This window comes from Mesorhizobium sp. B2-2-4 (assembly GCF_006442375.1).
Classification (GTDB): domain Bacteria; phylum Pseudomonadota; class Alphaproteobacteria; order Rhizobiales; family Rhizobiaceae; genus Mesorhizobium.
This window is the reverse complement of sequence record NZ_VFWB01000003.1, coordinates 487,818-512,384: the sequence shown is the minus strand read 5'-3', so window position 1 is coordinate 512,384 and position 24,567 is coordinate 487,818. Positions and strand designations below refer to the sequence as shown.

The following is a 24,567-nucleotide window of genomic DNA, read 5'->3' as shown; positions in this document are numbered from 1 at the left end:
TGCATCAATGCGCGATGCCGGAACCAGCCGCTTCGTCGATCAGCCGCCCGCTGGCGAAGCGGTCGAGATCGAAGGGGCGGCTGATGTCGTTGTGCCCGCCCGTTGCCAAAAGGTTCGCCAGAAGCGTGCCGCCGGCGGGGATCGCCTTGAAGCCGCCCGTGCCCCAGCCGCAATTGAGGAACAGATTGGGCAGTGGCGATTGACCGATGATCGGCGAGGAGTCGGGCACGACGTCGACGATCCCGGCCCATTGCCGCATCAGCTTCAACTGGCCGAAGATCGGGAACATTTCCAACAGCCCCGCGATCACCCCCTCCAGCGTCGGCAGGTTACCGCGCTGGGCATAGGAGGGAGTGCGGTCGAGCCCGCCGCCGATGACGATCTCGCCCTTGTCGGATTGGCTGACATAGACGCCCGTGCCGGGCGACAGCACCACCGTGTCGAGGATCGGCTTGACCGGTTCGGTTACGCAGGCCTGCAGCGCATAGGAATTGATCGGCAGGCGGAAGCCGGCCTTGGCCGCCAGCACCGAGGAATGTCCTGCCACGGCCATGCCGATGCGGTCCGCGCGGATGGCGCCGCGCGTCGTCTGGACGCCGCGGCAGCGGCCGCCCTCGACGATGAAGTCGGTGATTTCGCAGTTCTGGATGATGTCGACGCCGAGTCGGCTCGCGGCCCGTGCATAACCCCAGGCGACCGCGTCGTGGCGCGCGGTGCCGGCCCGGCTTTGCCAGATGCCGCCGAACACGGGAAAGCGCGCATTGGCCGTGAAATTGTAGATCGGCGCCACCCGGCGCACATCCTGGGGCGAAAACAGCTCCGCATCGATGCCGTTGATCTGCATGGCATTGACTGTGCGTGCCCCGATCTCCATTTCGCCGGTCGAGTGGCACAGGCTGACCATGCCGCGCTGCGACAGCATGACGTTGTAGTTGAGGTCCTTCGACAGTCCCTCATAGAGCCGGTGCGCCAGCCCATAGAGCTCGACGCTCTGCGGATAGTAATAGTTGGAGCGCACCACGGTCGTGTTGCGGCCGGTATTGCCGCCGCCGATCCAGCCCTTTTCCAAAACCGCTACTCTGGCGATGCCGTGATTCTTTGCCAGGTAATAGGCCGTCGCCAGCCCGTGACCGCCGCCGCCGATGACGATCGCGTCGTAGGACGGCTTCGGCTCGGGCGAGCGCCAGGCCGGCTCCCAGCCGGTCTGGCCGGCGAGGCCTTCCCTCAAGAGCGACAAAGCGGAATAGCGTCTGGTCATGGCGTGCTTGAAGAGGTTGGTTCAATGACTGAGGCGTAACGCCATTGTACATGTATGTCTAGTTCTTGCCGCGGTGTGAAAGCGGCGGCTGTTGCTAACGGCTGCGCGAAAGCGTTTCCTCGACATAGCGTGAAAAATCCTCGACATCCTGCGCCGTGGGCTCCTGGCCGGTGAAGCTGCGCAGATAAGACGCGACGTGCGGCAGGCGGCTGCTCATCGGTTCGTCGAGCTCGAGCGAGTAGTAGCCGATCTGCATGAAATAGAGCACGCGGGCGCGCACGAAGGCGTCTTCCTCGTCATAGCCGTGGCGCCTGAACATGTCGCGAATGGCGTCGACGCGCTCCTCGTCGGCCTCGTCGAGAGCCCGCCTGATGGCGGGCGATCGCCGGGCCCACGCCCTGATCGCGAAATCCAGCTGCGGATCGAACAGCTTCTCGTCCACCCAGCACTCGAAGATGCTCATCACCCCGCGGATGACGGTCGCGGAAGGCCGCGCGGCGCGTTCGACGATGAACCTTGTATTGGTCTGCCGCCAATAATCCAGCAATTGGTCGAGCAGGTCCTGGCGGCTCTTGAAGTACCAATAGAAACTGGAACGCGACACATCGAGCTTCTGGCCGAGCGTCTGCACACGGACGCTTTCGACGCCGTCCGAAATCAACGTTTCAAGCGCGAGCTTGAGCCAGTCTTCCCGAGTGACCTTGATGTTGCCGGTGGCGCCGGCGCGCTGGGTTGTCGTGTCGGTGGCTTCCATCGGCACGACGCATGACACGCCGCCCCGGGCAAATCAAGACTATGGACATATATGTACAGACCCGTTTCGCGGTGATTGGAACGATGTGTCGCCGAACCTGTTGGGCCAAGGACGATGCGACGCGGGCAGCAGGTCGCGCGGGGCCGCGAACCGAGAGACTTTGTCGCGGCCGCCCGCGCAAAGCGTGCTTTCCCGCAGCGCAATTGTCTGGCAAATACAATCACACAGATGCCGCCGCGCGGCGAACCAGCAGGAAAGACACGACATGGCACCGCTTCGACAGAACCTCATCGACGGCGAGTGGGTCGGCGATGCCGGCTCCCGCAACATCAACCCGTCCGATACCGGCGACATCGTCGGCGAATACGCTTCCGCAGGTGTCGAACAGGCGGCACAGGCGATCGCCGCGGCCAAGGCGGCCTTTCCCGCCTGGTCGCGCTCGGGTCTGCTGGTCCGTCACGCGGTGCTGAAGAAGACGTCGGACGAGATCCTGGCGCGCAAGGACGAGATCGGCCGCAACCTTGCGCGCGAGGAAGGCAAGACGCTGGCCGAAGGCATTGGCGAGACCATTCGAGCCGCCCAGATCTTCGATTTCTTCGCCGGTGAGACATTGCGCCTCTCGGGCGAAGTCGTGCCTAGCGTGCGGCCGGGCGTCGGTGTCGAGATCACGCGCGAAGCGGTCGGTGTGGTTGGCATCATCACCCCGTGGAACTTCCCGATCGCCATTCCCGCCTGGAAGATCGCTCCGGCGCTTGCCCACGGCAACACCATCGTCTTCAAGCCGGCGGATCTCGTTCCCGAGAGCGCCTGGACCATCGTCGACATACTGCACCGTGCCGGCCTGCCCAAGGGCGTGCTCAACCTCGTCATGGGCAAGGGCTCGGTGGTCGGCCAGGCGATGCTTGACAGCCCGGACATCAACGCCATCACCTTCACCGGCTCGGTTGGCACCGGCAAGCGCGTCGCCGCGGCGAGTGTCGAGCACATGCGCAAGTTCCAGCTCGAAATGGGCGGCAAGAACCCGCTGGTGGTGCTCGATGATGCCGACCTCGCTACGGCTGTCGATTGCGCGATCAACGGCGCTTTCTTCTCGACCGGCCAGCGCTGCACGGCTTCGTCCCGGCTGATCGTGACGAACGGCATTCATGACCGTTTCGTCGAAGCGCTCAAGGAACGGATGGACAAACTGGTCGTCGGAGATGCGCTCGACGCGCAGACCCAGATCGGTCCCGTTGTCGATGCGACGCAGCTCAAGCAGGACGAAGACTATATCGCCATCGGCGTCAGGGAAGGCGCCACGCTCGCCTTCGGCGGCGAGCGGCTCGACCGCAAGACGCCGGGCTTCTTCCTGCGGCCGGCGCTGCTGACCGATGCCACCAACGCCATGCGCAGCTCGCGCGAGGAGATTTTCGGGCCTGTTGCCAGCGTCATCCGCGTCAAGGACTACGACGAGGCGCTCGCCGTCGCCAACGATACGCCATTCGGGCTGACGTCCGGCATCTGCACGTCCAGCCTCAAGCACGCCACGCATTTCAAGCGCAATTCGGAGGCCGGCATGGTGATGGTCAACCTGCCGACGGCGGGTGTCGATTTCCATGTTCCCTTCGGTGGCCGCAAGGGCTCGAGCTATGGTCCGCGCGAACAGGGCCGATACGCCATGGAATTCTACACCACCGTGAAGACCGCCTACACGTTTGCAGGCTGATCGGGGCGCCGGCTGACCGGGCCGGCGAAGCCTTCGCGTGCACCAAGAGACAAGGCGATGACAGTTCAAGACAAGGATCTGACCTGGCTCAATCCGCCGCCGCATCATTCCATCGACGGCGATGCGGTTCATGTGCGCACCGGCAAGGAGACGGATTTCTGGCGCGAGACTTTTTATGGTTTCTGGCGCGACAACGGCCATTTCCTCTACAAGCGCGTAGAGGGCGATTTCACCGCGGAAGTCACCGTCACCGGACGCTATGAGGTGCTCTACGACCAGGCGGGGCTGATGCTCCGCCTCAGCGAAACGCATTGGATCAAGGCCGGCATCGAATACACCGACGGCGTGATGTATTTCTCGGTCGTCGTCACCAACGATGCCTCGGACTGGTCGTTGGCCACCATTCCGGCCGGTCCGGATGGCGTTGCGATCCGGTTGACCCGCCATGCCGAGACCATCCGCGTCCAGTACCTGGATGTCTCCGACGGTCATTGGAAGCCGGTGCGGCTCGCCTACTTCCCGGTCTCGAAGGCGGTCGATGTCGGCATGATGTGCTGTTCGCCGCAGCGCGAAGGCTTCGAGGTCACCTTCACCGGCTTTTCGGTCGGCCCGCCGATTTCGCGGGACCTGCACGGCTGAAGCCCGCGCCAACGCCGACGGGACACAAGTGTCATCGCCTGGACCACGCCAGCCAGCGTGCCGCCAGATGCCTCCACAAAGGGGTGAACCGCGTTCGCCGGTAAGCGTCGCCGGCCATTTTGATGCCTTGCGCCTGTGTCGGGAAGGGATGGATGACGTCGGCCAGCGCGTGCAATCCCATGCCCGACCTGATGGCGAGCGACACCCCGTTGATCATCTCGCCGGCATGGGCGGCGACCACGGTCGCACCGAGGATGCGGTCTGATCCTTCCCTGACATGGATTTTGACGAAACCCTCTTCCTCGCCGTCCATCACCGCGCGGGCGACATCGTGCATCAGCACCGTATAGGTCTTGACCGGAATGCCGTCGCGGCGCGCCTCCACCGGATAGAGGCCGACATGGGCGATTTCCGGATCGGTGTAGGTGCACCACGGAACCACCAATTCGCTCAGCCTCTTGCGCCCGAGAAACAGGGCGTTCTGCACGACCATGCGGGCTGTTGCTTCAGCGGTATGCGTGAATTTGTAGTCGAGGCAGACATCGCCCGCCGCATAGATGCGCGGGTTTGAGGTCCTGAGATAATCGTCCACCTTGATGCCTTTGGCATCGTGGGCAACCCCCGCCTCGTCGAGGCCAAGACCGTCGACATTGGGCGAGCGGCCTATGCCGGTGATGATCTCGTCGACGGAAATGGTCGTCGTGTCGCCGTCCCGCACCAGGTCGGCGAGCTTCTTGTCGCCTTCCCTGCGCACCGCCACCACTTCGGTGTTCAGTCGGACCTCGACCCCCTCGTGCGCCAGCGCCTCCGAAAGGATCTGCGCGGCGTCGCGTTCCTCGCCGGGCAGGAACATCGGATCGCTCTGCGCCAGGATGACCTTCGCACCGAGCAGGCAGAAGGCCTGCGCTGTCTCGCAGCCAAGCGGCCCGCCGCCGATGACCAGCAGCCGCTTCGGGCAGTCGACAAGGTCGAACATCGTCTCGTTGCTGAGATAGCCGGCCTCGACCAGGCCGGGAATGGATGGAAACTCCGGCCTCGCGCCTGTCGCGATCAGCGCCTTGCGGAAGCGCAGCGTCGTTCCCGCGACGGTCACGCAATCGCTTCCGTCGAACCGGGCTTCGCCGAAATGAACGTCGATGCCCAGCGCAGCAAGCGCCTCTGCGCTGTCGGCATGGCTGATCCGTTGCCGGATGCGCCGCATCCTGGTCATCGCGCGCTGGAAATCGACGCGAAGATGGTCCGGCGCATCGGCTCCGAAATTCTCGGCATCGCGCATGTCGGCATAGAGCCTGGATGTGCGGATGATCGACTTGGACGGGATGCAGCCGGTGTTGATGCAGGTGCCGCCGATCAACCCGCGTTCGATCAGCGCCACTTTCGCGCCGAGGCTTGCCGCTTCGCTCGCCGCCGTCAGGCCGGCCGGCCCGGCGCCGACGACGACGAGATTGTATGGTCCGGTGGGCGGCGGGTTTCGCCAATGCGGCGGATGGGCGCCCCTGACCAGCTCGACATCATTGTGGTCGGCCGGAAAACCGGCAGCTTTCGTCCTTTCAAGCGACATCGCGGCCATCCGGGCTTGCCGACTGCGACAGCCATCCGCCTGTGAACCCCGCCTTGTTCAGGCCGCGGCGGATGCACTGGTTGGAACGCATCAGCTCCCACACCAGGCGCGAGCGGTGGTTCTCGATCATCATCACCACGATGCCTTGGTCGAGGCCGAAATGGCCTTCCGACACCCAGCCGTCGCGGCCAAATTTTCGCCGGTTGGCCAGTGTCGGGTTGAAGCCGCTCGGCAGCCGGAAATTGTCGATCACCTGGGGGTAGCGATCCGCGAGATGGCGCAGCGCCGCCATGCAGATATCAGGCGCAAAAGGCAGCGACGCCGGATAGGACCACGGCGCGATCGTGCCGTCGTCCGGCCCGAAGGGCGCACCGCGCGCGACGTAGCCGGAAAACCGGCGCCGCCGCCGTTGTATGCTGCTGCGAAAGCCGCCCGGTCCGTCCCCGGCCGAAAGCCCCCAGAGGTTCTCTCCGTAGCCGTCATAGCCATGGGGATTGTGCCGAGCATAGTCGCGGTGGAGGTAGGTCGAGCGGCGGCTGTTTTCGAAATAGTCCGAATTCTTCTCGCGCATGAAAGCATCGCGGATGCCGGCGAAATCGATCCAGGCATGAGAGAACTGGTGCATGAACAACGGACCGCCATAAAGCACGTCGTAGCCGTAGATGTTTTCCCACTGATAGGTCGCCGTCCAGCCCGCGTAGCTGTCGTCGGACGTCGGGCTGTCGGGCGAGGCCATCGACAGGACATAGAGGATCGTCGCCTCATTGTAGCCTTCCCAGCCATAGTGGAGAAAGCCGCTCTTCGGTTTCCAGCCCTGTCGCAACGTCGGACTGCTGCCTTGCGCCCATCGCCAGTCGACGCGCCGGTAGAGCGCCTCGGCCAGCCGGCGGATTTCGGCTTCCTCGTCATTGTCGCCCCGGAAATAGGCGCCTGCCACGAGAATGCCGGCCATCAGCAATGCCGTATCCACCATCGACAGTTCGCAGCGCCACACCCGAAGTCCGGTGCGAATGTCGAGGAAATGATAGTAAAAACCCTTGTGGCCGGTGACATCAGCGCCACTGCCTTGCGTGCTGGTCCAGAAGAAACGCAGCGCGGCGAGCGTCAGCTTCACCGCCGCTTCCCGCGCCATCCAGCCGCGCTCGACCCCGATCGGATAGCAGGAGAGCGCAAAGCCTACGACCGCGATGCTGGCCGGTGAATTCGGCCGCGACGTGTCGGCGACCAGCCCGTTTTCGGGGTTCACGTTTTCCAGAAAATAGCCGAAGGCCGCGCGCTGGAAACGATCCAGAAGGTCGTCGTCCGACAGGATGGCAGGCTCGACTTTAAGCAAATGCGGCAAGCTCCGGTCTGGTCGTCGCGATTGCCGGGGAAAGGTGCAGGAATTGCGCGCGGGCCGATCTGTCACGCATGGTCATGTCTTCGCCCTCATTGTTGCCGTTGCCGGGTTCCGGCTTCGGCCATTGTACGCTTGTCCAGCTCCGTTGGTTGCTTCCTCACGCGCAATTGTAGTTGCTTGCCGCCAGCCGGAAAGCGCCGCACCACATCAGTAGGTGGCGCGGCCGCCGGAGACGTCGAAGACGGCAGCCGTCGTGAACGAACATTCCTCCGAGGCGATCCAGCAAATCAGCGCCGCCACCTCGTCGACCTCGCCAAAGCGCGCCATCGGTATCTTGGAGAGCATGAAATCGATATGCTCCTGGTTCATCTGCTTGAAGATCGCCGTGCGCACCGCCGCCGGCGTGACGCAGTTCACGGTTATGCCGGTCTTGGCCAGTTCCTTGCCGAGCGATTTGGTCAGGCCGATCACCGCGGCCTTGGATGTGCTGTAGGCGGAAGCGTTGGGATTGCCTTCCTTGCCGGCGATCGAGGCGATGTTGACGATGCGGCCGTAATTGCGCTCCAGCATGTGCGGGACGAGCGCCTTGTTGCAGTAGAAGACACCGTTGATGTTGATGTCGATGACCAGACGCCAGTCCTCCACCGGATAGTCCCAGGCGGTCATGTTGGGACCGGTGATGGCGGCGCTGGTGATCAGGATGTCGACCCCGCCATGCGCCTCGATCGTCGACCGCGCCGCCCGATCCACCGCCGCCGGGTCGGCGACATCGACGGTCTGGCCATGCAGCGCCGGGATCGAAGCCCTGGCCGCTTCGATCTGGGCGGGATCGCGGTCCCAAACCGAAACGCGCCCGCCTTCTTGGACCAGCCTCTGTGCGACGGCGAGGCCGATGCCGGATGCGCCGCCCGTAATCACCGCCGAGCGTCCGGCAAACCGTTCCGCGAAAATCGTCGGCATCTCATTTTCCCCTGTCCTGGCGCAAATCGGCTCCGCTCGGCGAAACCATGTTCGGGGGTGACTGTGAGGTCGCCGCCGGCCAAGTTCAAGCCGGCATGCACCTCGATCGTCTGGGCCAATCCCTGAGGCGCGTTATGCCGGGCTCCCCTCGATCTGCCTGTCCAGCGCTTGCACCAGCGCCAGGCCTATTTGTCCGAGCGGTACAGGAAGAACTGCAGGAACAATTCCCGCTCGGTGGTGATGTCGAGTTTCTCATAGATGCGCCGGCGATGGTTCTTGACCGTGCCGACGGTGATGCCGAGCCGCTCGGCAATGTTGGCGGTCGGATGGCCGGCCAGGATCAATTGCACGAGCTCTCTTTCCCTGAGCGACAGTTCCGGCCACAGGCTCGCCGGGATTGTGGGCTGCTGGCGCGGCGAGGCGCCGGGGCTGGAGGGCGCCGAACTGCGCGAGAAATCGCTTCCGCGCGCCTTGATGTCGAGCGCGTGCAGCGCCTCGAACACCGGCAGCCGCTCGGTCAGCAGGGCGATCTCGCTGTCCTTGAACGCCGTCGTCGAGCGATCGAGGAAAATGCCGAGGCACCAGTCGCCGCCATCGGCCAGCATGATGCCGACTTCATCGCAGATCTCCGATTGCGCGAGGAAGCCGGCTATGTACTGGCCGCGTTTGGCCTCGTCGTCGGACAGCCGCTTGAGCGGCATGATGCCCAGCCGGCGCTCGCGCCGCCAGGAAGCGTAGAAGGGGTCGAACACGTAATAATTATCAAGGTAGCGCCGCACCATCTCGTCGGAGAAGCGCCGGTGCTTGACGAATTGCGGCGTCTGCGTCGCCGAGTAGCGCGTCACCGTCACCAGGTCATGCGCGATGTCGGCGCCGATCAGGTCGATCAGGCAGTCGACATGCCTGTCGGTGCCGGTGGCGGCGATCGCCATGGCGAGCGGCGCCCAGATGTTGCCCATGCGCATGCCTCTTTTTCGGCGACGAGCTCCCGTCCGTCATTGTGCCTTTAGGCATATGGCGCGATCCGGTCCCGCGAATCTAGCCTGTGGTCATGCTCGGCAAGGGAAGGCGACCCGTGGACCATATCTCTACCAATCCCATCGTCATCGGCATCGACGCCGGCGGCACCATGACCGACACCATCCTTGTCGATCAGGACGGCCGCTTCAAGATCGGCAAGTCGGCAACGACGCCGAAGAACGAGGCCGAGGGGTTCCTCGCCTCGGCCGAGGACGCGGCGGACGCCTGGGGCATCTCGCTCGAGGCCCTGTTTTCGGGCGTCAATGTGGTGCTCTATTCCGGCACCGGCATGCTCAACACGCTGCTGTCGCGCACCGGCAGGAAACTCGGCCTGATCACCACCAAGGGCCTTGAGGACATGATCCTGATGGGTCGCGGCCTGCAGGCCTGGGCCGACTATTCCTATGCCGACCGGCTGCACGCTGTGACGCATCATCATCCCGATCCGCTGGTGCCGCGCCGACGCACTCACGGCGTCACCGAGCGCATCGACCAGTTCGGCGACATCATCCTGCCGCTCTATGAGCATGAGGTCCGTGCCGCGGCGAAAAAGCTGATCGCCGACAAGGTCGAGGCGGTCTGCATCATGACGATCTTCTCGCATGTCAATCCGGTGCATGAGAAGCGCATCGCCGAGATCTGCCGCGAGGAGATCGCCGCCGCCGGAGCCGACATCCTCGTCTACAGCAGCCATGAGGTGCGCCCGGTCATCCGCGAGCAGTCGCGGCTGAACTCGGTGCTGATCGAGGCCTACGCCACCTCGCGCGGCCGCAAGCAGCTCAAGGGGATCGAGGACGTCTCGAAGAAATACGGCTTCAGATATGGCGTCCAGACGCTGCTCTCCTTCGGCGGTCTCACCTCGATCAACCACCCGCGCCTGCACGAAACCATGATCTCCGGCCCGATCGGCGGCATTCTGGGCGCGGCCTATGTCGGCAAGCTGATCGGCAATGACTCGCTGATCTGCTCGGACATGGGCGGCACCTCCTTCGACATGGGCGTCATCACGCGCGGCCAGACCCGGATCGAGAACGAGCCCCTGATGGACCGGTTCAAGCTCAATGTGCCGACGCTGCATCTCGACACGATCGGCGCCGGCGCCGGCATGATCCTCAAGGTCGATCCGCTGACGAAGAAAGTCTCGCTCGGGCCCGAAAGCGCCGGTGCCGATCCCGGCCCGATCTGCTTCGCCAGGGGCGGCACCGAGCCGACCATCGCCGATTGCGACGCCATCCTCGGCCGGCTGAACCCGCATTATTTCCTCGGCGGCAAGGTCGTGCTGCAGGTCGAGAAGGCGCGCAAGGCCTTCGAGGAAAAGTGCTCCAGCCAGCTCGGCGTCGGCGTGGAGGAAGCCGCCGAAGGCATGATCGATATGCTGGAGGCCGACGCCAACAACGCGCTGCGCCGCGTCATCTCCGGCCAGGGGATCCACCCTTCGGAGTTCACATTGCTTTCCTATGGCGGCTCGGGGCCGCTGCATCTGGCCGGCTGCTCCAGGGGCATCGGCTTCAAGGATATCATCACCTTCCAGTTCGCCGCCGCCTTCTCCGCCTTCGGCTGCACCACGGCGGATTTCATGCGCCGGCATTCGGTATCCACGCAGATCGACATCGGCGCGCGCGCAAGCGAGGCCGAGCTGCTGGTTTTCGGTGCCAGAGTGACCGCGGTCTGGGACGATCTCACCAGGGCCGCGGTCGACGAGATGGTGGCCGACGGCCATGCGCTGGACAAGATCAGGACGGCGCCGTTCCTGATGATGCGCTATACCGGTCAGCTCGAGGATGTCGAGGTGATGGCGCCGCTCTCGACGATCAATTCGGTCGACGAGATGCGCAAAGTCATCGACGAGTTCGAGGCGGTCTACGCCAAGGTCAACCATCGCGTCTCGCGTTATGGTGAAGCCGGCTTCTCGATCACCGAACTCGGTCTCATCGCCACCGCCGACAAGGTCAAGCCCGTGCTGCTCAAGCGGCCGCTCGGCCCCTCAAGCCCCGCATCCGCGCACAAGGGCGTGCGCGAGGCCTATATTGGCGGCCGCTGGCACAAGGCCGATCTCTACGAGATGGATCTTCTGCTGCCGGGGCATGAGGTGACCGGCCCGGCCATCATCGAACACCCCGCCACCACCCTCGTCGTCCATCCGCGGGACCGTGTCTTCGTCGACGAATGGACGCTGCTCCACTACTCCCACGCTTGAGAGGGCGAACGCCATGCTGGACAAACCCGCCTCCGCCCTGCGCCTCCGCGAGCGGCTGATCGAATCCGAACGGCTCATGGACGAGACCGGCTGCTATGACGGCATTACCGATCTCGAACTGCGCAACCAGGATCCGCTGAAATTCGAGACGCTGCACACCAAGCTGCGCGCCTACTGCGTCTCGGCGCGCGAGATGGCGCGTCGCATCTCGGCTTCGCCCGGCGTGCGCGAGGTCGGCGAGATGGTCGTCGCCATCTACACGCCCGAGGGCGACGCGATCGCGCTCTCCAACGGCATCATGGTGCATGTGCACACGATGAGCCGCTTCATCAAATGGATGATCAGACAAGGCTATGAGGAAAATCCCCGCATCGTCGACGGCGACATCTTCGCCAACAACGACGCCTTCATCGGCACGGTGCAGGTGCCCGACGTGATGGACGTGGTGCCGATCTTCCACACGGGCAAACTCGTCGGCTGGGCGGGCGCGGTCTGCCACGAACTTGAGGCCGGCGGCATCACGCCGGGCGGCGACGTGGCGCTGGCACAGGAGCGCTTCACCGAAGGCCTGTTCGTCTGCGCCGAAAAAGTCGGCCAGAACGACGAACTGCGGCGCGACTACGTGATCCGCTGCGAGCGCAATCTGCGCATGCCCATCTACTGGGTGCTGGACGAGAAGGCCAAGGTCGCCTCCTGCATCGACATGCGCGAAAGCGTCAAGGCGCTGATCGACGAGATCGGCCTCGACTACTGGATGAAGGTGTCGAAGGAATTCATCGAGGAGGGCCGCCGCGCGCAACTCGCCCGCACGCGACAACTGACCGTTCCCGGCATCTATCGGGGGCATACTTTTTACGGTCACGTCACCAAGGGCAAGCCGGGCTACCAGCCGCTCGGCGACCCCGACTGGCTCTACAACATTCCGATCGAAATGGAGATCACCACGGGCGGCAAGATCATCATGGATTTCGAGGGCACGCAGCCCTGGGGCTACCATTCCATGAACTGCACGCCGGCCGGCATGGATGGCGGCATGTTCGTGACGCTGACCCAGCACATGAATTTCGAAGGCCTGGTCAATGACGGCGCCTGGATGGCGACGGAGCTGAAGCTGCCGCATGGCACCTGGACCAATCCCGACAATGAGATGGTGGCCACCGCCACGTCCTGGGCGCTGCTCTTGCCGGCTTATGGCGTCTTCCAGCGGCTCCTGTCGAGATCATTCATCGCCCGCGGCTTCGTCGAGGAGGCCTTCGTCGGCCAGGTCAACAGCCCGATGATCGAGATGGGGGGAACCAGCCAGTACGGCACGCTGTTCGGCATGGCGCATTTCGAATGCGCGGCCGCCGGTTCCGGCGCGCTTGCCATCAAGGATGGGCTGGACACCGCCTATGTCGGCTGGAATCCTGAATCCGACATGGGCAACATCGAGATCTGGGAACAGAACATGCCGATGGTCTATATCGGCCGCTCGATCGTTGCCAATTCCGGCGGCGCCGGCAAATATCGCGGCGGCTGCGCCTTCCTGTCGACCTGGCTGGTCAGCAAGACCGACCATCTCCGGCTGGTCACCTCGGAACACTCCTCGCGCGTCTTCGACAATGGCGGGCTCTGCGGCGGGTATCCGGCGCCGACCTGCCAAAAACACCGTGCGGTGCGCGACAGCAATATCTTCGAGCTCGCACAAAAGGGCGCGCCGCTGGCGCACCATACCGGCACCAATCCTTATCGTTCCGAACTCGAGGTCCGGCTCGAAGGCCAGCACGTGACGATGGAAGGGCCCTATATCACCGCGCCCCACAAAACCGGCGACGTGTTCACCCATTCCTACAATGGCGGGGGCGGCTATGGCGACGTGCTGGAGCGCGACCCGCTCAAGACAGCATCGGACGTCGAGAACGGCTATCTCACCAGGGAAGCTGCCGAAAATGTCTTCGGGATCGTGCTTGACGAGGACGAGGACGGCTATCCCGTCGCCAATCTCGAAGCCACCAAGCGCCACCGCGCCGAGATGCGGTCGCGCCGGCTCGCTCGGGCCAGGCCGGTCTCGGAGTGGATGGCCAAGGAGCGCGAGCGGGTGAAGGCGGTCGATTTCGCGCCCGAAGTGAAGAAGATGTATGCCAGCGCCATCAAGCTTTCGCCGCGCTTCACCAGGGATTTTTCAAGCTTCTGGGATGTCGATGCCAAATCGACCTTCGGCGTGGAGTAGGGACCATGACCTCATACAGCAAGGAAGTCATCGCCGATCTGGTCGCGGGCACGCTGCCCTGGCCGCAGACGCGCCGCGTCATGAGCGCCTACAAGGACGACGACCGGTTCTTCAAATATGTTTCGGTTTTGCAGGACCGTGTCGGCTGGAGCGATCCGATACTGCTCCCTGTTGGCGACCACCTCTTCATCTGCCAGAGCGGCGATGAGCGGGTAACCCGTTGCGAATGCGGCCATTCCTTCGGCGACTACCGCAAGAACTGGAAGCTGAAGGCTTCGATCATCGTGCGCGACAGCGAGGAGGCGCTGCGCGAGATCTATCCCAACAGCGACCTGCCGGATCCCGAATGGATGGAAATCCGCGAGTTCATCTGTCCGCAATGCGGCACGCTGCACGAGGTCGAGGCCGCGGCGCCGGGTTATCCCATCGTCCATGATTTCGAACCCGACCTGGAAGGTTTCTACCGCGACTGGCTGGGCAAGCCGCTCGAGCCGATGGACAAGGGAAGCTGATGCCAAGGACACAAGTTTCGTCACCGGCTTCGAAACGGGCTTCGATCGAGGTTATGTTGGCCTATGAAGTTCAAATCCTCTCGGGACTGATGGACCGTCCCGTGCCGCGCGGAGGCCATGCCCGATGACAAACCTTTCCGGCCGCGGCGCAATCGTCACCGGTGGCTTCTCCGGAATGGGCCTGGCGATTGCCACGGCATTGGCGCAGGCCGGCGCCAATGTCGCCGTCGGCTCCTATGTCGCACCTGGCGGCGTGGAGAGATCCGACGCCGCCTACTATCCCGGCGACGACGAGATAGAGCGCGTGCGTTCGGCTCTCGGCGCGCATGGAACGAGGATTTACGCCGCCCATCTTGACGTGCGCGACAGCGACGTCACGAACCGTTTCGCGGCCGACGCCGAGGCGGCGGTGGGTCCTGTCGACATCCTGGTCAACGCCGCCGGCACCACGGCCGAGCAGCCGGTCTGCGGCCATTCCGACGCGCTGTGGGACAAGATCGTCGACACCAATCTCACCGGCGCCTTCCGCGCCACCCGCGCTGTGCTGCCCGGCATGATCGAGCGCGGCTGGGGCCGCATCGTCAACATCGGCTCGACCGCCGCCTCGGTCGGCTGGAAGGACAATCCCGCTTACTGCGCCTCCAAGGCCGGTCTCCTCGGCCTCACCCGTTGCGTGGCGCTCGAAGGGGCGGCGCATGGCGTCACCTGCGTCATGATCAGCCCGACATGGGTCGAGACCGAACTGATGCGCCGCAACGTGGCGCAGGTCGTCGAGCGCGAGGGCAAGGGCCGCACGGCCGAGGACGCGATGGCCGAGATCGCCAGGGGCAACCCCCAGCAGCGCATTCTCCAGCCGCAGGAGATCGCGGCGCTGGCCGTGTTCCTCTGCTCGGATATGGCCAAGGGCATCACCATGGAAAACATACAGGTCACCGGCGGAGCACTTTGGTAGCGCGCACGGCTGGTTGCCGCCTCGATGGAGAGGCCGGCAATGGAAAGAGAAATCCGATCCCGTCCCGGGCGGCTGTCCCGGACCTGATCTCTCGGCGCTCGCCTGGCTGTAAGACAAGGTGACCGCATTTGCCATTGAGCGCGCGGCGCGATAGGTTATATTGCACTGCACAATGGAGATGCCGTCGATTGCACCCTTCTTACGGAGATGCCTGCCGATTACGCGGCGGTCCGGGGTAGGCTCGGCGACAACCTGAGATGAAGATTCCAAAGTCCTTGCTGGTCGATCCCGAGAGGAACTCGGTCTACGGCAGTTTTGCCGTTGCCGTCTCGGTCTGGGCATTCTCCTACTCCGTCATATTCGGCCAGGTGCTGATCCTGGCCTATTATGCGGTGTGGCTGCCCCTCATCATGGTCGATTACAGGCGGTTCCTGCGGCATCTGTCCAGCGCCTGGCTGCCATTGTCGTTCGCGGCCTATGTATGCTTCTCCGTCTTCTGGTCGGACGCTCCCGGCATCACCGCGAGAACGGCCGTCCAGTACTTCTCCCACATCGCCTGCGCCTATGTCGCGGCGCGCGCCGTTAGCGTGCGGACCCTGACGATCGGCGCCCTGGTCGGCATATTCGTCGTCCTGCTCTATTCTCTCAAGGTCGGGGCCTATTCCGAGGACGTCCTTGACGGCACCTACAATTTCGTCGGCGCCTTCGCCTCCAAGAACCAGATCGGCTTCGTCGCCTCGCTCGGCATCTATTTCAGCGTCGTTTTCATCGCCTTCCTCAGGCATGGCCGGCTGAGCCTGTTCCTGACGGTGCCGGTGGTGCTTTTGTCGGCCTATCTGCTGGTCATCTCGCATTCGGCCACCTCGATGGCCTCGACACCGGCGGTGCTGGCACTGGTGATGCTGCTTGCCATGAGCAAGGTGCTGTCGCGACGCTATCGCCGGGTGATCTTCCTGATCGGCGCCGGCATGCTGGTCGTCACTATCCTTGTGGCGCTGAACCTCGGCCTCATGGACTTCGTCCTCGGCCTGTTCGGCAAGGATTCGACGCTCACCGGGCGCACCTATCTGTGGGAGCAGGGCTGGAACGCCGCGCAGAGGTCACCCATGCTCGGCGTCGGCTATGCCGCATACTGGGTCCAGGGTTTTGCCGAGGCCGAGCGCCTGTGGAACGAGTTCTACATCACCACCCGCACCGGCTTCCACTTCCACAATACCTACATCGAAGCCCTTGTCGAACTCGGCTTCGTCGGGGCGACGCTGGTTTCGCTGGTCATCCTGCGCACGCTCTACGGCCATGTCTCGGCGGTGGCGTTCGGGACATGGCGGGCGGATTCGGTCGTTCTGGCCGGCGTCATGGTGCTGCTCCTGATCCGCTCCTTCGTCGAGGTCGAGATCCTCAACCCCTACATCATGGGTTCCTTCCTGATGTATTTCAGCTTTTTCAAGCTGGCGCGACTGCCCGTTGCCCGTCCTCGCCTGTCTGCGGCAAGGATCGAGGAGGCGAATGCCGCGAGAGGCTGGAGCGGGCCGGAGCCTGGCACCGACGCGGCTCGATGAGTGCGGATCGGTTTCCTGTTGGGCTTGCGTCAAGACAAGGCGATAGAGCGCTGGCGATTCGCTCAAACGCCGCCCCGCTCCAGGGTGATTTCAGGAAAAGTGTGTACCGGGAAGAGCGCGCAGCGCTTTCCGTCCGGAATTGCGCAAAAACAAAGGGATAGAGCAGCTCACCGTTTTCGTGAACGGTGAGCTGCTCTTATCTCGGCCGTTCGACCACTTACTGGCTGGGCATTGGCGCCAGCTTGACCTTGATCACATCGCCCGGCAACACGGGGGTGTCTTCCTTGACCGCAATCTCGCTCGTCTTGCCGTCGGCAGCGCGCAGCAGTGAATAGATCAGGGTGGGCTCTTCGTTGGTTGCGCTGGCGGCCACGGTGGCGGGATCGGTGGCCTGGGCCATCAATCCTTTCTGCATGTTGACCCTCAGCGCGGCCTCGTTCAGGTCGGCTTCGGTCTGCTGCCGGTCGGCGGCGAGGCTCGAGCTCAGCGTGTTCTGGGCATCGATGGCATCCTGCGTTGCCTTGCTGATCGCTTGCTTGGCGGTGAGGATGGCCGTTTCGTAGTCCAGGATCTTGCCCTGAAGGTCGGTGACGGACTGCTGCGAATCCAGCAGTCTTGCGTTGGCGACCAGACCTTTCTGGGCCAGCGGACCGATGCTGGTGAGTTGCTGCTGCGCCAGGTCGACCTGCTTCTGCTGGTTGACGATCTTCTTCTGCAGCGATTCGATCTCGGCCTGCAGAACTCCTTTCAGATCGCTGAGCGCCTCGAGCTTCAGCTTCAGCGCCTTCTGGTCAGCCGTGAGGATCGTCATCTCGTCCGCGACGATGGCCTGCAGTCTAGGATCGCCCTCGACCTCCTTCGGCACGTCGAAGCTCGACTTGCCCGCAAGGTCGGCATCGATGCGCGCGCGCTTGACGATCAGTCGAACGCGCTGATCGTCATATATGTCGAAATTGCCTTTGGCGGTGACCAGGTCCTTGCCGAGCTGCGGGCCGTAGTCGGCGCTTCGCCGGATGCCGCCGGCGATGCTGACCGCCTTCAGCACCGTAAGATCGGGCACATAGGGGAATTGGCCGGGGTTCTGCACCTCACCCGAAATATAGAACGGCCGGAACTGCGCCATTTCGACCGATGCCTCGGGCCGGTCCGACAAAGCGAGCTTGTGCTGCAGCGCCTCGCCGATCGCCGCCGCGACTTCGGCCGTTGTCTTGCCGGATGCCGGCAGCTCGCCGACGAAAGGCACCGACAGCATTCCGGCCGGCCCGACCGTGTATACGCCATTCACCGCCGACCAGTCGCGGAACGTGCCTTCGACGGTCTGCCACTCCGCGATACGGATGGTGAGCTTGTCTTGCGATCCGAGATGGTACTCGTCGGCAATGGCGATCCGAGGCAGGGCGAGCGACAGGGCCAGGCAGCTGGCCACGAGCCGCAAACGCCGCGAGCGGCCCGAATGCGGGCCGCTGCAAAAAACTTCGAACATGTCTATCTTCAACTGAATGTTCCGATCCGCTTTGGCCCCACCAGCCCGATGAGCCTGCGCCCGATGCCTGCCGGGAGAAATCTCCCGCGTGCGATCCGGTTCGCGACCGCTCAGTAGCAGCCGCGCGACATCCAGACAGCCGGAACTGTCTTGATGATGATGCGAATATCCTCAAAAAGTGACCAATTCTCGACATAGTGGCGATCGAACGCGACGCGGCTGTCATAGGAGACGTCGTTGCGGCCGCTGACCTGCCACAGGCCGGTCAGGCCGGGGCGGGACTTCAGGTAATACACGGCGGCGCTGCCATAGATCTCCAGTTCGTCGCGCACGACCGGGCGAGGTCCGACAAGGCTCATGTCGCCCTGAAGGATGTTGATGACCTGCGGCAACTCATCGAGACTGAGTTTCCTCAGGACCGCGCCGACCCGGGTGACGCGCGGATCGTTCTTCAGCTTGCGGGTGGCTATCCATTCCGCCTTGGCTTCCGGATTGGCCGCCAGATAGGCAGCCAGCACCCTTTCGCCGTCCGGCACCATGGTGCGGAACTTGAGACAAGGGAAAACCCGTCCGCCACGCCCGATTCGCCGGTGACCGTAAAAAATCGATCCGCCATCGGAGAATTTGACGAGCAGCGCTATCATCACGAACAGCGGGCTGAGAGCGATCAGGGCGGCCAGTGAACCGGCAATATCGAAACTGCGCTTGATAAGGCCGCCGATCGGCGGTGGAAAATCGACGCCAGCCTGCGAAAACTCCGCTGTGGCCGACTTGGCAACATCCCTCATGCCAAAACTCCATGCGTTGACCGGATGGTTTACGGCACGATATCAAAAAAATGTTGCAGCGCAACACACAATTTCCCGCACCTTTGAAATAGTCACGTCATGAATTGACTAAATAATAAGCGCGCCCTGCACAAATTTCGGGATATTTAGCACATTTATGACAATAAATGGGCATAGCCGGAAAAATAGAGGCGCTTTTGGGGCAACTTCTAGGCGGGGCGTTCTTTATGCCCTTGAATGGAGCTCGTTGGTGCTTTAGCGCGGCACGATATTCGGTGGTATTCATATAAAATACTATTCAATATTGTAGATTCTACTGAAAAACACCAAAGAGCCGAAGTTGCGCGTAATCCCGTCGTGTGCGTTGCAGCATGAGCGAGTCGAGCGCAAAAGCTCACCTAAAAATAAATGCAGTTGCCCTTGCGGCCTTTTGCTCGCCTTAATAGAATTGCAAATTATACCTGTCAAAGTGGCGACAGGTTGAAAGGCCGGAAGCAACCGGCCGGGAGCGGGCGACTTAACAAGCCCGCATGACAAGGGACGACGCTCGGGTGGGGCAATGATTGGAATATACCCGGGCCGGTTTGTGGGCTGTTGGGTATGTCGCTTCCAAAATTCATCGTTGGGATGATTTTCGCTCTTGCGATCGTCGTTGGCTGGTCATGGCTGGGCGGCGCTTCAATAGGCACGACGCTGCTGCGCGTCATCATCTGTGCCGTGGTCATCCAGGCGGGCTACTTCGTGCTCGTCTATGCCATGATCGTCAAAAGCGCGCCGACGCCTGCCGACAGGACACGCGAGGCCGAAAGAAAGCTGAGTTCGGCCGAGGTGGCCGAGGGTGAAAAGCTCGGCGGCGCCGGGCGAAGCCTTCACTGACCCAGACCGGGCTGGCCTCAGGCCACGTCGGCGGGTTCGGACTGAGATTGTTCGCCCGAAAGCATCCGGGACAATCGGCTTCCTGCTTTCGCCTTCAGCCGCCGATATTGCCCGGCCTCGACGACACGGCCGTTTTCCATCGCCACCACCCAGTCGGCGAAGGCGATCATCGATGGCCGATGCGCGATGGTCAGGATCGTCATCGAGCCGCGCAGCCCGTCGATCGATTGCGCGATCAGCGCCTGGTTTTGCCAGTCGAGCGCGCTGGTCGCCTCATCGAGGATGAGCAGCGACGGCTTGCGCAGCAAGGCGCGCGCCAGCGCGATCCGCTGGCGTTCGCCGCCCGACAACCGCACGCCGCGGTCGCCGACCACCGTTTCGAGCTTGAGGTCGAGCCGTTCGACGAATTCGGCCGCATGGGCCGATCGCAATGCGGCCCATAATTCATCGTCGCTTGCTTGCTGTGCGGCCAGGCGCAGGTTCGCCGCGATCGTGTCGTGCAGGAGAAACACGTCCTGCGGCACGTAGGCGACCTGGTCGCGCCAGCCCCGGCGATTGGCGGCGTCGATCTCGACGCCATCGACGAGGATCGTGCCGGCTGTCGGCTCGAGCAGGCCGAGCAGCATGTCGGCGATCGTGCTCTTGCCTGATCCCGAAGGGCCGATAAGGGCGGTGACCTTGCCGGCCGGAAGGCCGAAGGTGATGTCGCTCACCACCGTCTTGGCGGCGCCGTCCTCGTAGGCGAAGGAGACGCCGCGAACATTCAGTCCGAAATCGAGCGACAGCTTTCGAGCGTCCTCGATCCCGGCATGGCCAGGTTCCCGCTCGGCGTCGAAACGCATCTGCAGGCTGCGCATCGCGGCATAGGCGGGCAGGTTGATCAGGACCTGCTGCGCTTGCGTCTGCATGTCCATGAAGCGCGGCGCGATGCGCATGAAGACCAGCAGCAGCACCACGATCTCGGCCAGTGAGAGGTCGAAGCGAACCAGCGCCACATAGATGAACAGGCTCAAGCCGATCACGCTCGCCACCTGGAACAGGGCGGTGCCGGTCGAGCTGTTGCGCACATAGGCGATGTTGTCGGCCTTCATCCTTTCGAGTGTCGCCTGCAACTGCGCGAAATAGGTCGCCTCGATGTTCAGGCTCTTGGCCACCTTGATGCCGCCGAGGAATTCCGAGACCGTCCGGTATTGATCCTGCCGGTTGGTGGTCAGGACCTGGCCAAAGGCGGTCGCCCGCGACCGGAATGGCCGCAGCGCGAGGAACATCAGGATGCCAATGACCACGGCGAACAGCGTCATGACCGGCGAAATGAACATGGAGATCACGAGATAGCCGGCCAGAAGCACGGCGATCTGCACCAGCATCAGCAGCGAGAAGGCCGCGCCCTGGACGCGGTCTATGTCCCCGGTCAGCGCATGGTCGAGGTCGGAGCCGCGCATGCGCGTGAAGACGCCCCACCGTGCCTTGCCGATGCTTTCGAACAGGTTCATGCGCAGGCGGTTGATGAAATCGAAGAGAAGCCTGGCCATGTAGACCGACTTGAAGCGGTTGAAGGCGGCCTGCAGCGCGACCAGCGCCACCAGCATGCACAGCATCGTGGTCAGCTTCAGCGTGCCGTCCGGCACCAGCCAACGCATGAAATCATTGTCGGGCAGCTTGATCGCGAAGTCCTGGCCGGAGCGTCCGACCAGCTGCAACAGCGGAACCAGCAACAGGATGGAGATGCCTTCGGTCAGGCTGCCCAGGATCAGGAAGAGCAGCGCCGTCCAGGCCCGCCGCCCGCCTATCTGGGCGATAACGGCGCCGAACCCGGCGATTTCCCGAAACAATGACGGGCGAAGGAGCGATGATTTCGACATCTCCTGCTATCCCTGTCCGGCCATCAGGTCATGCTCGACGAGGCTCACGACCTCGCCGATCCTGTCGAGGCCCGTCGGCACTTCGAGCCTGCACACGCCGACGCGATCGGCGAGCCGTGCGCAATGCCCGAGATGCGCCGCCGCGAAATCGCCGACCAGGGCGGCGCGGCCGAAACGCGTGACGTATGAAAATCTGATCACGGCCGGCAAAGCGGCGATGCCGGGCATGGGCGAGATCTCAGCCTTTTGGCCGCGCTCGAGAATATAGATGCGGGTCGCCGGAACCCTGTCGCGCGAGAACGCCCCGTGCAATCGGTGCTGGGCCTTGTTGATGGCCGGATGCACCTGCGGCCGCACTTGTGCCCCTTCGAGCGAAATCGCGGCAGCCGCGTCGGCCGCCAGCTTGATCTGGGGAAAACCCGGCACGGTCATCGGCTCGTCCGGATGGCTGAGATCGAGCGCCACGACGTCATCGGTAAGCAGTTCGTGCCCGGCACGGATCATGGTGCTTGCCGTCGTCGATTTGCCGGCGCCCTTGTCGCCCATGAAGATGGCGCTTTTGCCGGCAATCGCGACGGCGCTGGCATGCAGCACGAGCAGGCCGCGCTGGTGCAGGATGAGCGCCATCACCGGTCCCAGCAGCGGGAACGCGATCAGCGCATCGTCGATGCCGGGCGCCGGCTCGACCTCGATGCGGCAGGCGTCGCTGATCAGGAACGCGCCGACGGCGTGCCATGCCAGATATTGCCGATCCGGTTCGAAGTGGAAAATGGTCGCGGCCTCGGGCGAAGGCTTCGGCATATCGATCGCGCCGACGCTGATCACGATATCCGCCGCTGCCGGTTCGGCCGGCTCCAGTTCTGGCAATGTCACCTCGGAAGCGATGGTCAGGCCGTAGGCTCGATAAAAACGGCGCTGTCCGCGCGGCCAGCCTTGCGCGTGCGCGCGGAGGGCCAGCGGCTCGTTCAACGGCGTCATGCGGCACTCCCGGCGCGCTGCACCTGCCGCAGCCACAGCGACAGCGACGCCGAGCGCCAGACATACTGGACATCGAGCGGCGCCGGCCGGTCGGGCCGACTGAGCAGCCGGGCATAGGCAGCCTTCACGGCCGGCAGGTTTATGTAGGGCTCGATGCGGCCGGCGTCCGGGCCGAGCACCTGTTCCAGGAGGTCGCGGTGGTTGCGCAGCATGCCGTTGACGAGATTGCCGGTGAAATCGATCTTGTCGCGCCGCCACTGGACCGCCGCTGGCAGCACGTCTTGCATGGCGCGGCGCAGCACGTACCGGCCAAAACCGCGGCTGAGCTTCTCCTCGCCCGGCAACGCCAGGCAGAACTCGACCAGCGGCTTGTCCCAGAAGGGATAACGAGGTTCGACGCCGAAATTGGCGGCCGCCTTGTCGAGCACTTCGAAAGCATGCGGCACATAGCCGTTGGAAAGAATCCAGCGGTGGGTCAGCGCCTCGCTGGCGCTGACGTCGGCCGGCTTGTAGCCGGCTCGGTGAACCCGCTCGATAAGCTCGGTGCGGCCGGCAAGATCGGCATTGATCAGGTCGCGCCAGCTTCCGCCTTGCGAAGCCTGGGCTGGTTTTCGCAGCCTCTGCAGGAGCCGGTTCGCGGTGTGCCTGAGCCTGGCCACGCGCCAGGCGGGTCCGTAGATGGTCAGGAACTGGAAGTACATGCCGAGCATGCCGTCGCCATAAGTGTTGGAAGCGCTGCGGATCTCGCGCCACAGCTCCAGCCACTTGCCTGCATTGGCAAGCTCGTGCAGATGGCCGTGCCCCTGCGATACGACTTCGTCCCCGCCATGGCCGTCGAGAAGCACCTTGACGCCTTTGGCGCCCGCCGTCCTGTAGACCTCCCGGGTGAGCGTAAGGCCCGGCGCCAGGAACGTTCCTTCCTGCTCTTCCAGCACCCGTTCGAATTCCGCGAACGGCGCGTAGTTGCCGACCGGGATCAGCGTGCCGTCGACGCGCCCTTGTTCCAGCACCGCGTCTATGAAGGGGGTTTCGTCCATCGCCGAACCGCGTTCGAAAACCAGCGAAAAGGTGGGCAGCCTCGGCTTTCTCTCGGACAGGTTTTGCCGGCCCGCCACGCAGGCGATCGAAGAGGAGTCCAGGCCGCCGCTCAGCATGGCCCCGACCGCCGCGCTTCCGCGCATGCGGTTGCGCACGGACTGCGAGAAGAGGTGGGCGAATTCCTCGGCGGCGTCCGGCCGCATAGGCCGCGACGACGGCTCGATCTTCCAGTATCGCTGCAGCGTCACGCGCTGCCCCGTCACAGTGAGGCTGTGGCGCGCCGGGAGGCGGAAAATATCGGTATAAGGCGTCGCTTGCGGATCGTCTGGCAGCCCTGCCAGGAAACCCGAGATCTGATGTTCGCTGAGGCGGGCGCCGGCGCTGGTGACGCCAAGGATCGGGCCGATTTCGGAGGCAAAGACAAAGCGCTGCCCGTCCGCGTGATAGTAGAACGGTTTGACGCCGAAATGATCGCGCGCGCAAAACAGCACCTGCCGCTCGGCATCCCAGATGGCGAAGGCGAAGTCGCCTTGCAGGTGCACGGGACAGGCTTCGCCCCAGCGCAGATAGGCCCACATCAGGAGCACGGCGTCGGCAACCGATGCGTCGCGGACGCCGAGCCGTGCCGTCAGCTCGTCGCGATTGTCCAGGCGGCAATCCGCGGTGACGGCCAGTTTGCCGCCCGCCATCGTCAGCGGGCCGGGGCCGGCTTCATCGGTCGTGTTGAGCCAGGCGTGGCCGAGCGCGACAGCCTTGTCGGTCCACCACGAACTGCCGTCGCGGGCGCGATGACGCATGCGGGCCAGCATGCGCTGGATATCGGCTGCGGACTCCGGCGCCTCGTGCCCGTGCAGGATACCGGCCACGCCGCTCATCG

At 63.7% G+C, this 24,567-nt stretch carries 19 protein-coding genes; 8 read left to right on the top strand and 11 right to left on the bottom strand.

Features of this window, described 5'->3' with window-relative positions; genetic code table 11:
• Window positions 1-4: 4 nt before the first annotated feature.
• Both FJ959_RS10780 and FJ959_RS10775 read right to left on the bottom strand, forming a co-directional pair.
• Window positions 5-1,258 (bottom strand): sarcosine oxidase subunit beta family protein, encoded by a 1,254-nt coding sequence (locus tag FJ959_RS10780; RefSeq protein ID WP_140630136.1) that lies wholly within the window; start codon window positions 1,256-1,258, stop codon window positions 5-7.
• A gap of 94 nt (window positions 1,259-1,352) precedes the next feature.
• A complete protein-coding gene (locus FJ959_RS10775; RefSeq protein WP_181165292.1) occupies window positions 1,353-2,012 on the bottom strand; it encodes a TetR/AcrR family transcriptional regulator in 660 nt (219 codons plus the stop codon).
• 265 nt (window positions 2,013-2,277) lie between these two features.
• Between FJ959_RS10775 and FJ959_RS10770 the strand changes: the two genes are divergently transcribed.
• Together FJ959_RS10770 and FJ959_RS10765 are read left to right on the top strand one after the other, a co-directional pair.
• On the top strand, window positions 2,278-3,717 hold the full coding sequence (locus FJ959_RS10770; RefSeq protein ID WP_140512893.1) for an aldehyde dehydrogenase family protein: 1,440 nt from the start codon (window positions 2,278-2,280) through the stop codon (window positions 3,715-3,717).
• Between the two features lie 57 nt (window positions 3,718-3,774).
• A complete protein-coding gene (locus tag FJ959_RS10765; protein ID WP_140630134.1) occupies window positions 3,775-4,356 on the top strand; it encodes a DUF1349 domain-containing protein in 582 nt (193 codons plus the stop codon).
• A 31-nt stretch (window positions 4,357-4,387) separates the two neighbouring features.
• Here FJ959_RS10765 and FJ959_RS10760 read toward each other — a convergent pair whose 3' ends face one another.
• The 4 genes from FJ959_RS10760 to FJ959_RS10745 form a co-directional block, all read right to left on the bottom strand.
• The gene (locus tag FJ959_RS10760) at window positions 4,388-5,917 is read right to left on the bottom strand and encodes a mercuric reductase (RefSeq protein WP_140630131.1); all 1,530 of its coding nucleotides are present in this window, start codon (window positions 5,915-5,917) and stop codon (window positions 4,388-4,390) included.
• The gene (locus FJ959_RS10755; RefSeq protein WP_140630128.1) at window positions 5,907-7,250 is read right to left on the bottom strand and encodes a glucoamylase family protein; all 1,344 of its coding nucleotides are present in this window, start codon (window positions 7,248-7,250) and stop codon (window positions 5,907-5,909) included. The genes FJ959_RS10760 and FJ959_RS10755 overlap by 11 nt, the downstream gene beginning before the upstream one ends.
• A 213-nt stretch (window positions 7,251-7,463) precedes the next feature.
• Window positions 7,464-8,216, bottom strand: a complete 753-nt coding sequence (locus FJ959_RS10750) for an SDR family NAD(P)-dependent oxidoreductase (protein WP_140523523.1) — start codon at window positions 8,214-8,216, stop codon at window positions 7,464-7,466.
• Between the two features lie 185 nt (window positions 8,217-8,401).
• Window positions 8,402-9,181 carry a helix-turn-helix transcriptional regulator gene (locus FJ959_RS10745; protein WP_140630126.1) on the bottom strand — a complete coding sequence of 260 codons (780 nt, stop codon included), beginning with the start codon at window positions 9,179-9,181 and terminating at the stop codon, window positions 8,402-8,404.
• A 110-nt stretch (window positions 9,182-9,291) separates the two neighbouring features.
• Between FJ959_RS10745 and FJ959_RS10740 the strand changes: the two genes are divergently transcribed.
• From FJ959_RS10740 to FJ959_RS10720, 5 genes are all read left to right on the top strand, one after another.
• Window positions 9,292-11,433, top strand: a complete 2,142-nt coding sequence (locus FJ959_RS10740; protein ID WP_281405978.1) for a hydantoinase/oxoprolinase family protein — start codon at window positions 9,292-9,294, stop codon at window positions 11,431-11,433.
• Window positions 11,434-11,446: 13 nt separating this feature from the next.
• Window positions 11,447-13,642, top strand: a complete 2,196-nt coding sequence (locus FJ959_RS10735) for a hydantoinase B/oxoprolinase family protein (protein WP_140630120.1) — start codon at window positions 11,447-11,449, stop codon at window positions 13,640-13,642.
• A 5-nt stretch (window positions 13,643-13,647) separates the two neighbouring features.
• Window positions 13,648-14,154, top strand: coding sequence for an acetone carboxylase subunit gamma (locus tag FJ959_RS10730; protein WP_140497211.1), 507 nt, complete (start codon window positions 13,648-13,650; stop codon window positions 14,152-14,154).
• Window positions 14,155-14,278: 124 nt separating this feature from the next.
• Complete coding sequence (locus tag FJ959_RS10725; RefSeq protein ID WP_140630117.1) at window positions 14,279-15,106, top strand: SDR family NAD(P)-dependent oxidoreductase; 828 nt, start codon at window positions 14,279-14,281, stop codon at window positions 15,104-15,106.
• A gap of 257 nt (window positions 15,107-15,363) precedes the next feature.
• Window positions 15,364-16,665 carry an O-antigen ligase gene (locus tag FJ959_RS10720; RefSeq protein ID WP_140523534.1) on the top strand — a complete coding sequence of 434 codons (1,302 nt, stop codon included), beginning with the start codon at window positions 15,364-15,366 and terminating at the stop codon, window positions 16,663-16,665.
• A gap of 217 nt (window positions 16,666-16,882) precedes the next feature.
• Here FJ959_RS10720 and FJ959_RS10715 read toward each other — a convergent pair whose 3' ends face one another.
• Window positions 16,883-18,148, bottom strand: coding sequence for a polysaccharide biosynthesis/export family protein (locus tag FJ959_RS10715; protein WP_181167418.1), 1,266 nt, complete (start codon window positions 18,146-18,148; stop codon window positions 16,883-16,885).
• Window positions 18,149-18,258: 110 nt separating this feature from the next.
• Complete coding sequence (locus tag FJ959_RS10710; RefSeq protein ID WP_140497203.1) at window positions 18,259-18,936, bottom strand: sugar transferase; 678 nt, start codon at window positions 18,934-18,936, stop codon at window positions 18,259-18,261.
• 600 nt (window positions 18,937-19,536) lie between these two features.
• On the opposite strand from FJ959_RS10710, the gene FJ959_RS10705 reads away from it, so the two are divergent.
• On the top strand, window positions 19,537-19,812 hold the full coding sequence (locus FJ959_RS10705; RefSeq protein ID WP_140512914.1) for an exopolysaccharide production repressor exox: 276 nt from the start codon (window positions 19,537-19,539) through the stop codon (window positions 19,810-19,812).
• A gap of 17 nt (window positions 19,813-19,829) precedes the next feature.
• On the opposite strand, the gene FJ959_RS10700 is transcribed toward FJ959_RS10705, so the two are convergent.
• Genes FJ959_RS10700 through FJ959_RS10690 form a run of 3 tightly spaced genes read right to left on the bottom strand, consistent with a single transcriptional unit; the run spans window position 19,830 to window position 24,565 of the window.
• Window positions 19,830-21,674 carry an ABC transporter ATP-binding protein gene (locus FJ959_RS10700; protein WP_140559757.1) on the bottom strand — a complete coding sequence of 615 codons (1,845 nt, stop codon included), beginning with the start codon at window positions 21,672-21,674 and terminating at the stop codon, window positions 19,830-19,832.
• Window positions 21,675-21,680: 6 nt separating this feature from the next.
• Entirely contained in the window at window positions 21,681-22,652 is a 972-nt protein-coding gene (locus tag FJ959_RS10695; protein WP_140630114.1) for a serine kinase, read from the bottom strand.
• Window positions 22,649-24,565 carry a lasso peptide isopeptide bond-forming cyclase gene (locus FJ959_RS10690; protein ID WP_140497195.1) on the bottom strand — a complete coding sequence of 639 codons (1,917 nt, stop codon included), beginning with the start codon at window positions 24,563-24,565 and terminating at the stop codon, window positions 22,649-22,651. Before FJ959_RS10690 ends, FJ959_RS10695 begins: the two co-directional genes overlap by 4 nt.
• Window positions 24,566-24,567 lie beyond the last annotated feature (2 nt).

What these genes read in the sequence shown, in the direction of transcription:
- FJ959_RS10730 (WP_140497211.1), top strand. Translation starts at nt 13,648, where the DNA reads ATGACCTCATACAGCAAGGAAGTCATCGCCGATCTGGTCGCGGGCACG.
- FJ959_RS10700 (WP_140559757.1), bottom strand. Translation starts at nt 21,674, where the DNA reads ATGTCGAAATCATCGCTCCTTCGCCCGTCATTGTTTCGGGAAATCGCC.
- FJ959_RS10780 (WP_140630136.1), bottom strand. Translation starts at nt 1,258, where the DNA reads ATGACCAGACGCTATTCCGCTTTGTCGCTCTTGAGGGAAGGCCTCGCC.
- FJ959_RS10695 (WP_140630114.1), bottom strand. Translation starts at nt 22,652, where the DNA reads ATGACGCCGTTGAACGAGCCGCTGGCCCTCCGCGCGCACGCGCAAGGC.
- FJ959_RS10775 (WP_181165292.1), bottom strand. Translation starts at nt 2,012, where the DNA reads ATGGAAGCCACCGACACGACAACCCAGCGCGCCGGCGCCACCGGCAAC.
- FJ959_RS10705 (WP_140512914.1), top strand. Translation starts at nt 19,537, where the DNA reads ATGTCGCTTCCAAAATTCATCGTTGGGATGATTTTCGCTCTTGCGATC.
- FJ959_RS10690 (WP_140497195.1), bottom strand. Translation starts at nt 24,565, where the DNA reads ATGAGCGGCGTGGCCGGTATCCTGCACGGGCACGAGGCGCCGGAGTCC.
- FJ959_RS10725 (WP_140630117.1), top strand. Translation starts at nt 14,279, where the DNA reads ATGACAAACCTTTCCGGCCGCGGCGCAATCGTCACCGGTGGCTTCTCC.
- FJ959_RS10715 (WP_181167418.1), bottom strand. Translation starts at nt 18,148, where the DNA reads ATGTTCGAAGTTTTTTGCAGCGGCCCGCATTCGGGCCGCTCGCGGCGT.
- FJ959_RS10745 (WP_140630126.1), bottom strand. Translation starts at nt 9,181, where the DNA reads ATGCGCATGGGCAACATCTGGGCGCCGCTCGCCATGGCGATCGCCGCC.
- FJ959_RS10750 (WP_140523523.1), bottom strand. Translation starts at nt 8,216, where the DNA reads ATGCCGACGATTTTCGCGGAACGGTTTGCCGGACGCTCGGCGGTGATT.
- FJ959_RS10760 (WP_140630131.1), bottom strand. Translation starts at nt 5,917, where the DNA reads ATGTCGCTTGAAAGGACGAAAGCTGCCGGTTTTCCGGCCGACCACAAT.
- FJ959_RS10710 (WP_140497203.1), bottom strand. Translation starts at nt 18,936, where the DNA reads ATGAGGGATGTTGCCAAGTCGGCCACAGCGGAGTTTTCGCAGGCTGGC.
- FJ959_RS10720 (WP_140523534.1), top strand. Translation starts at nt 15,364, where the DNA reads ATGAAGATTCCAAAGTCCTTGCTGGTCGATCCCGAGAGGAACTCGGTC.
- FJ959_RS10735 (WP_140630120.1), top strand. Translation starts at nt 11,447, where the DNA reads ATGCTGGACAAACCCGCCTCCGCCCTGCGCCTCCGCGAGCGGCTGATC.
- FJ959_RS10770 (WP_140512893.1), top strand. Translation starts at nt 2,278, where the DNA reads ATGGCACCGCTTCGACAGAACCTCATCGACGGCGAGTGGGTCGGCGAT.
- FJ959_RS10765 (WP_140630134.1), top strand. Translation starts at nt 3,775, where the DNA reads ATGACAGTTCAAGACAAGGATCTGACCTGGCTCAATCCGCCGCCGCAT.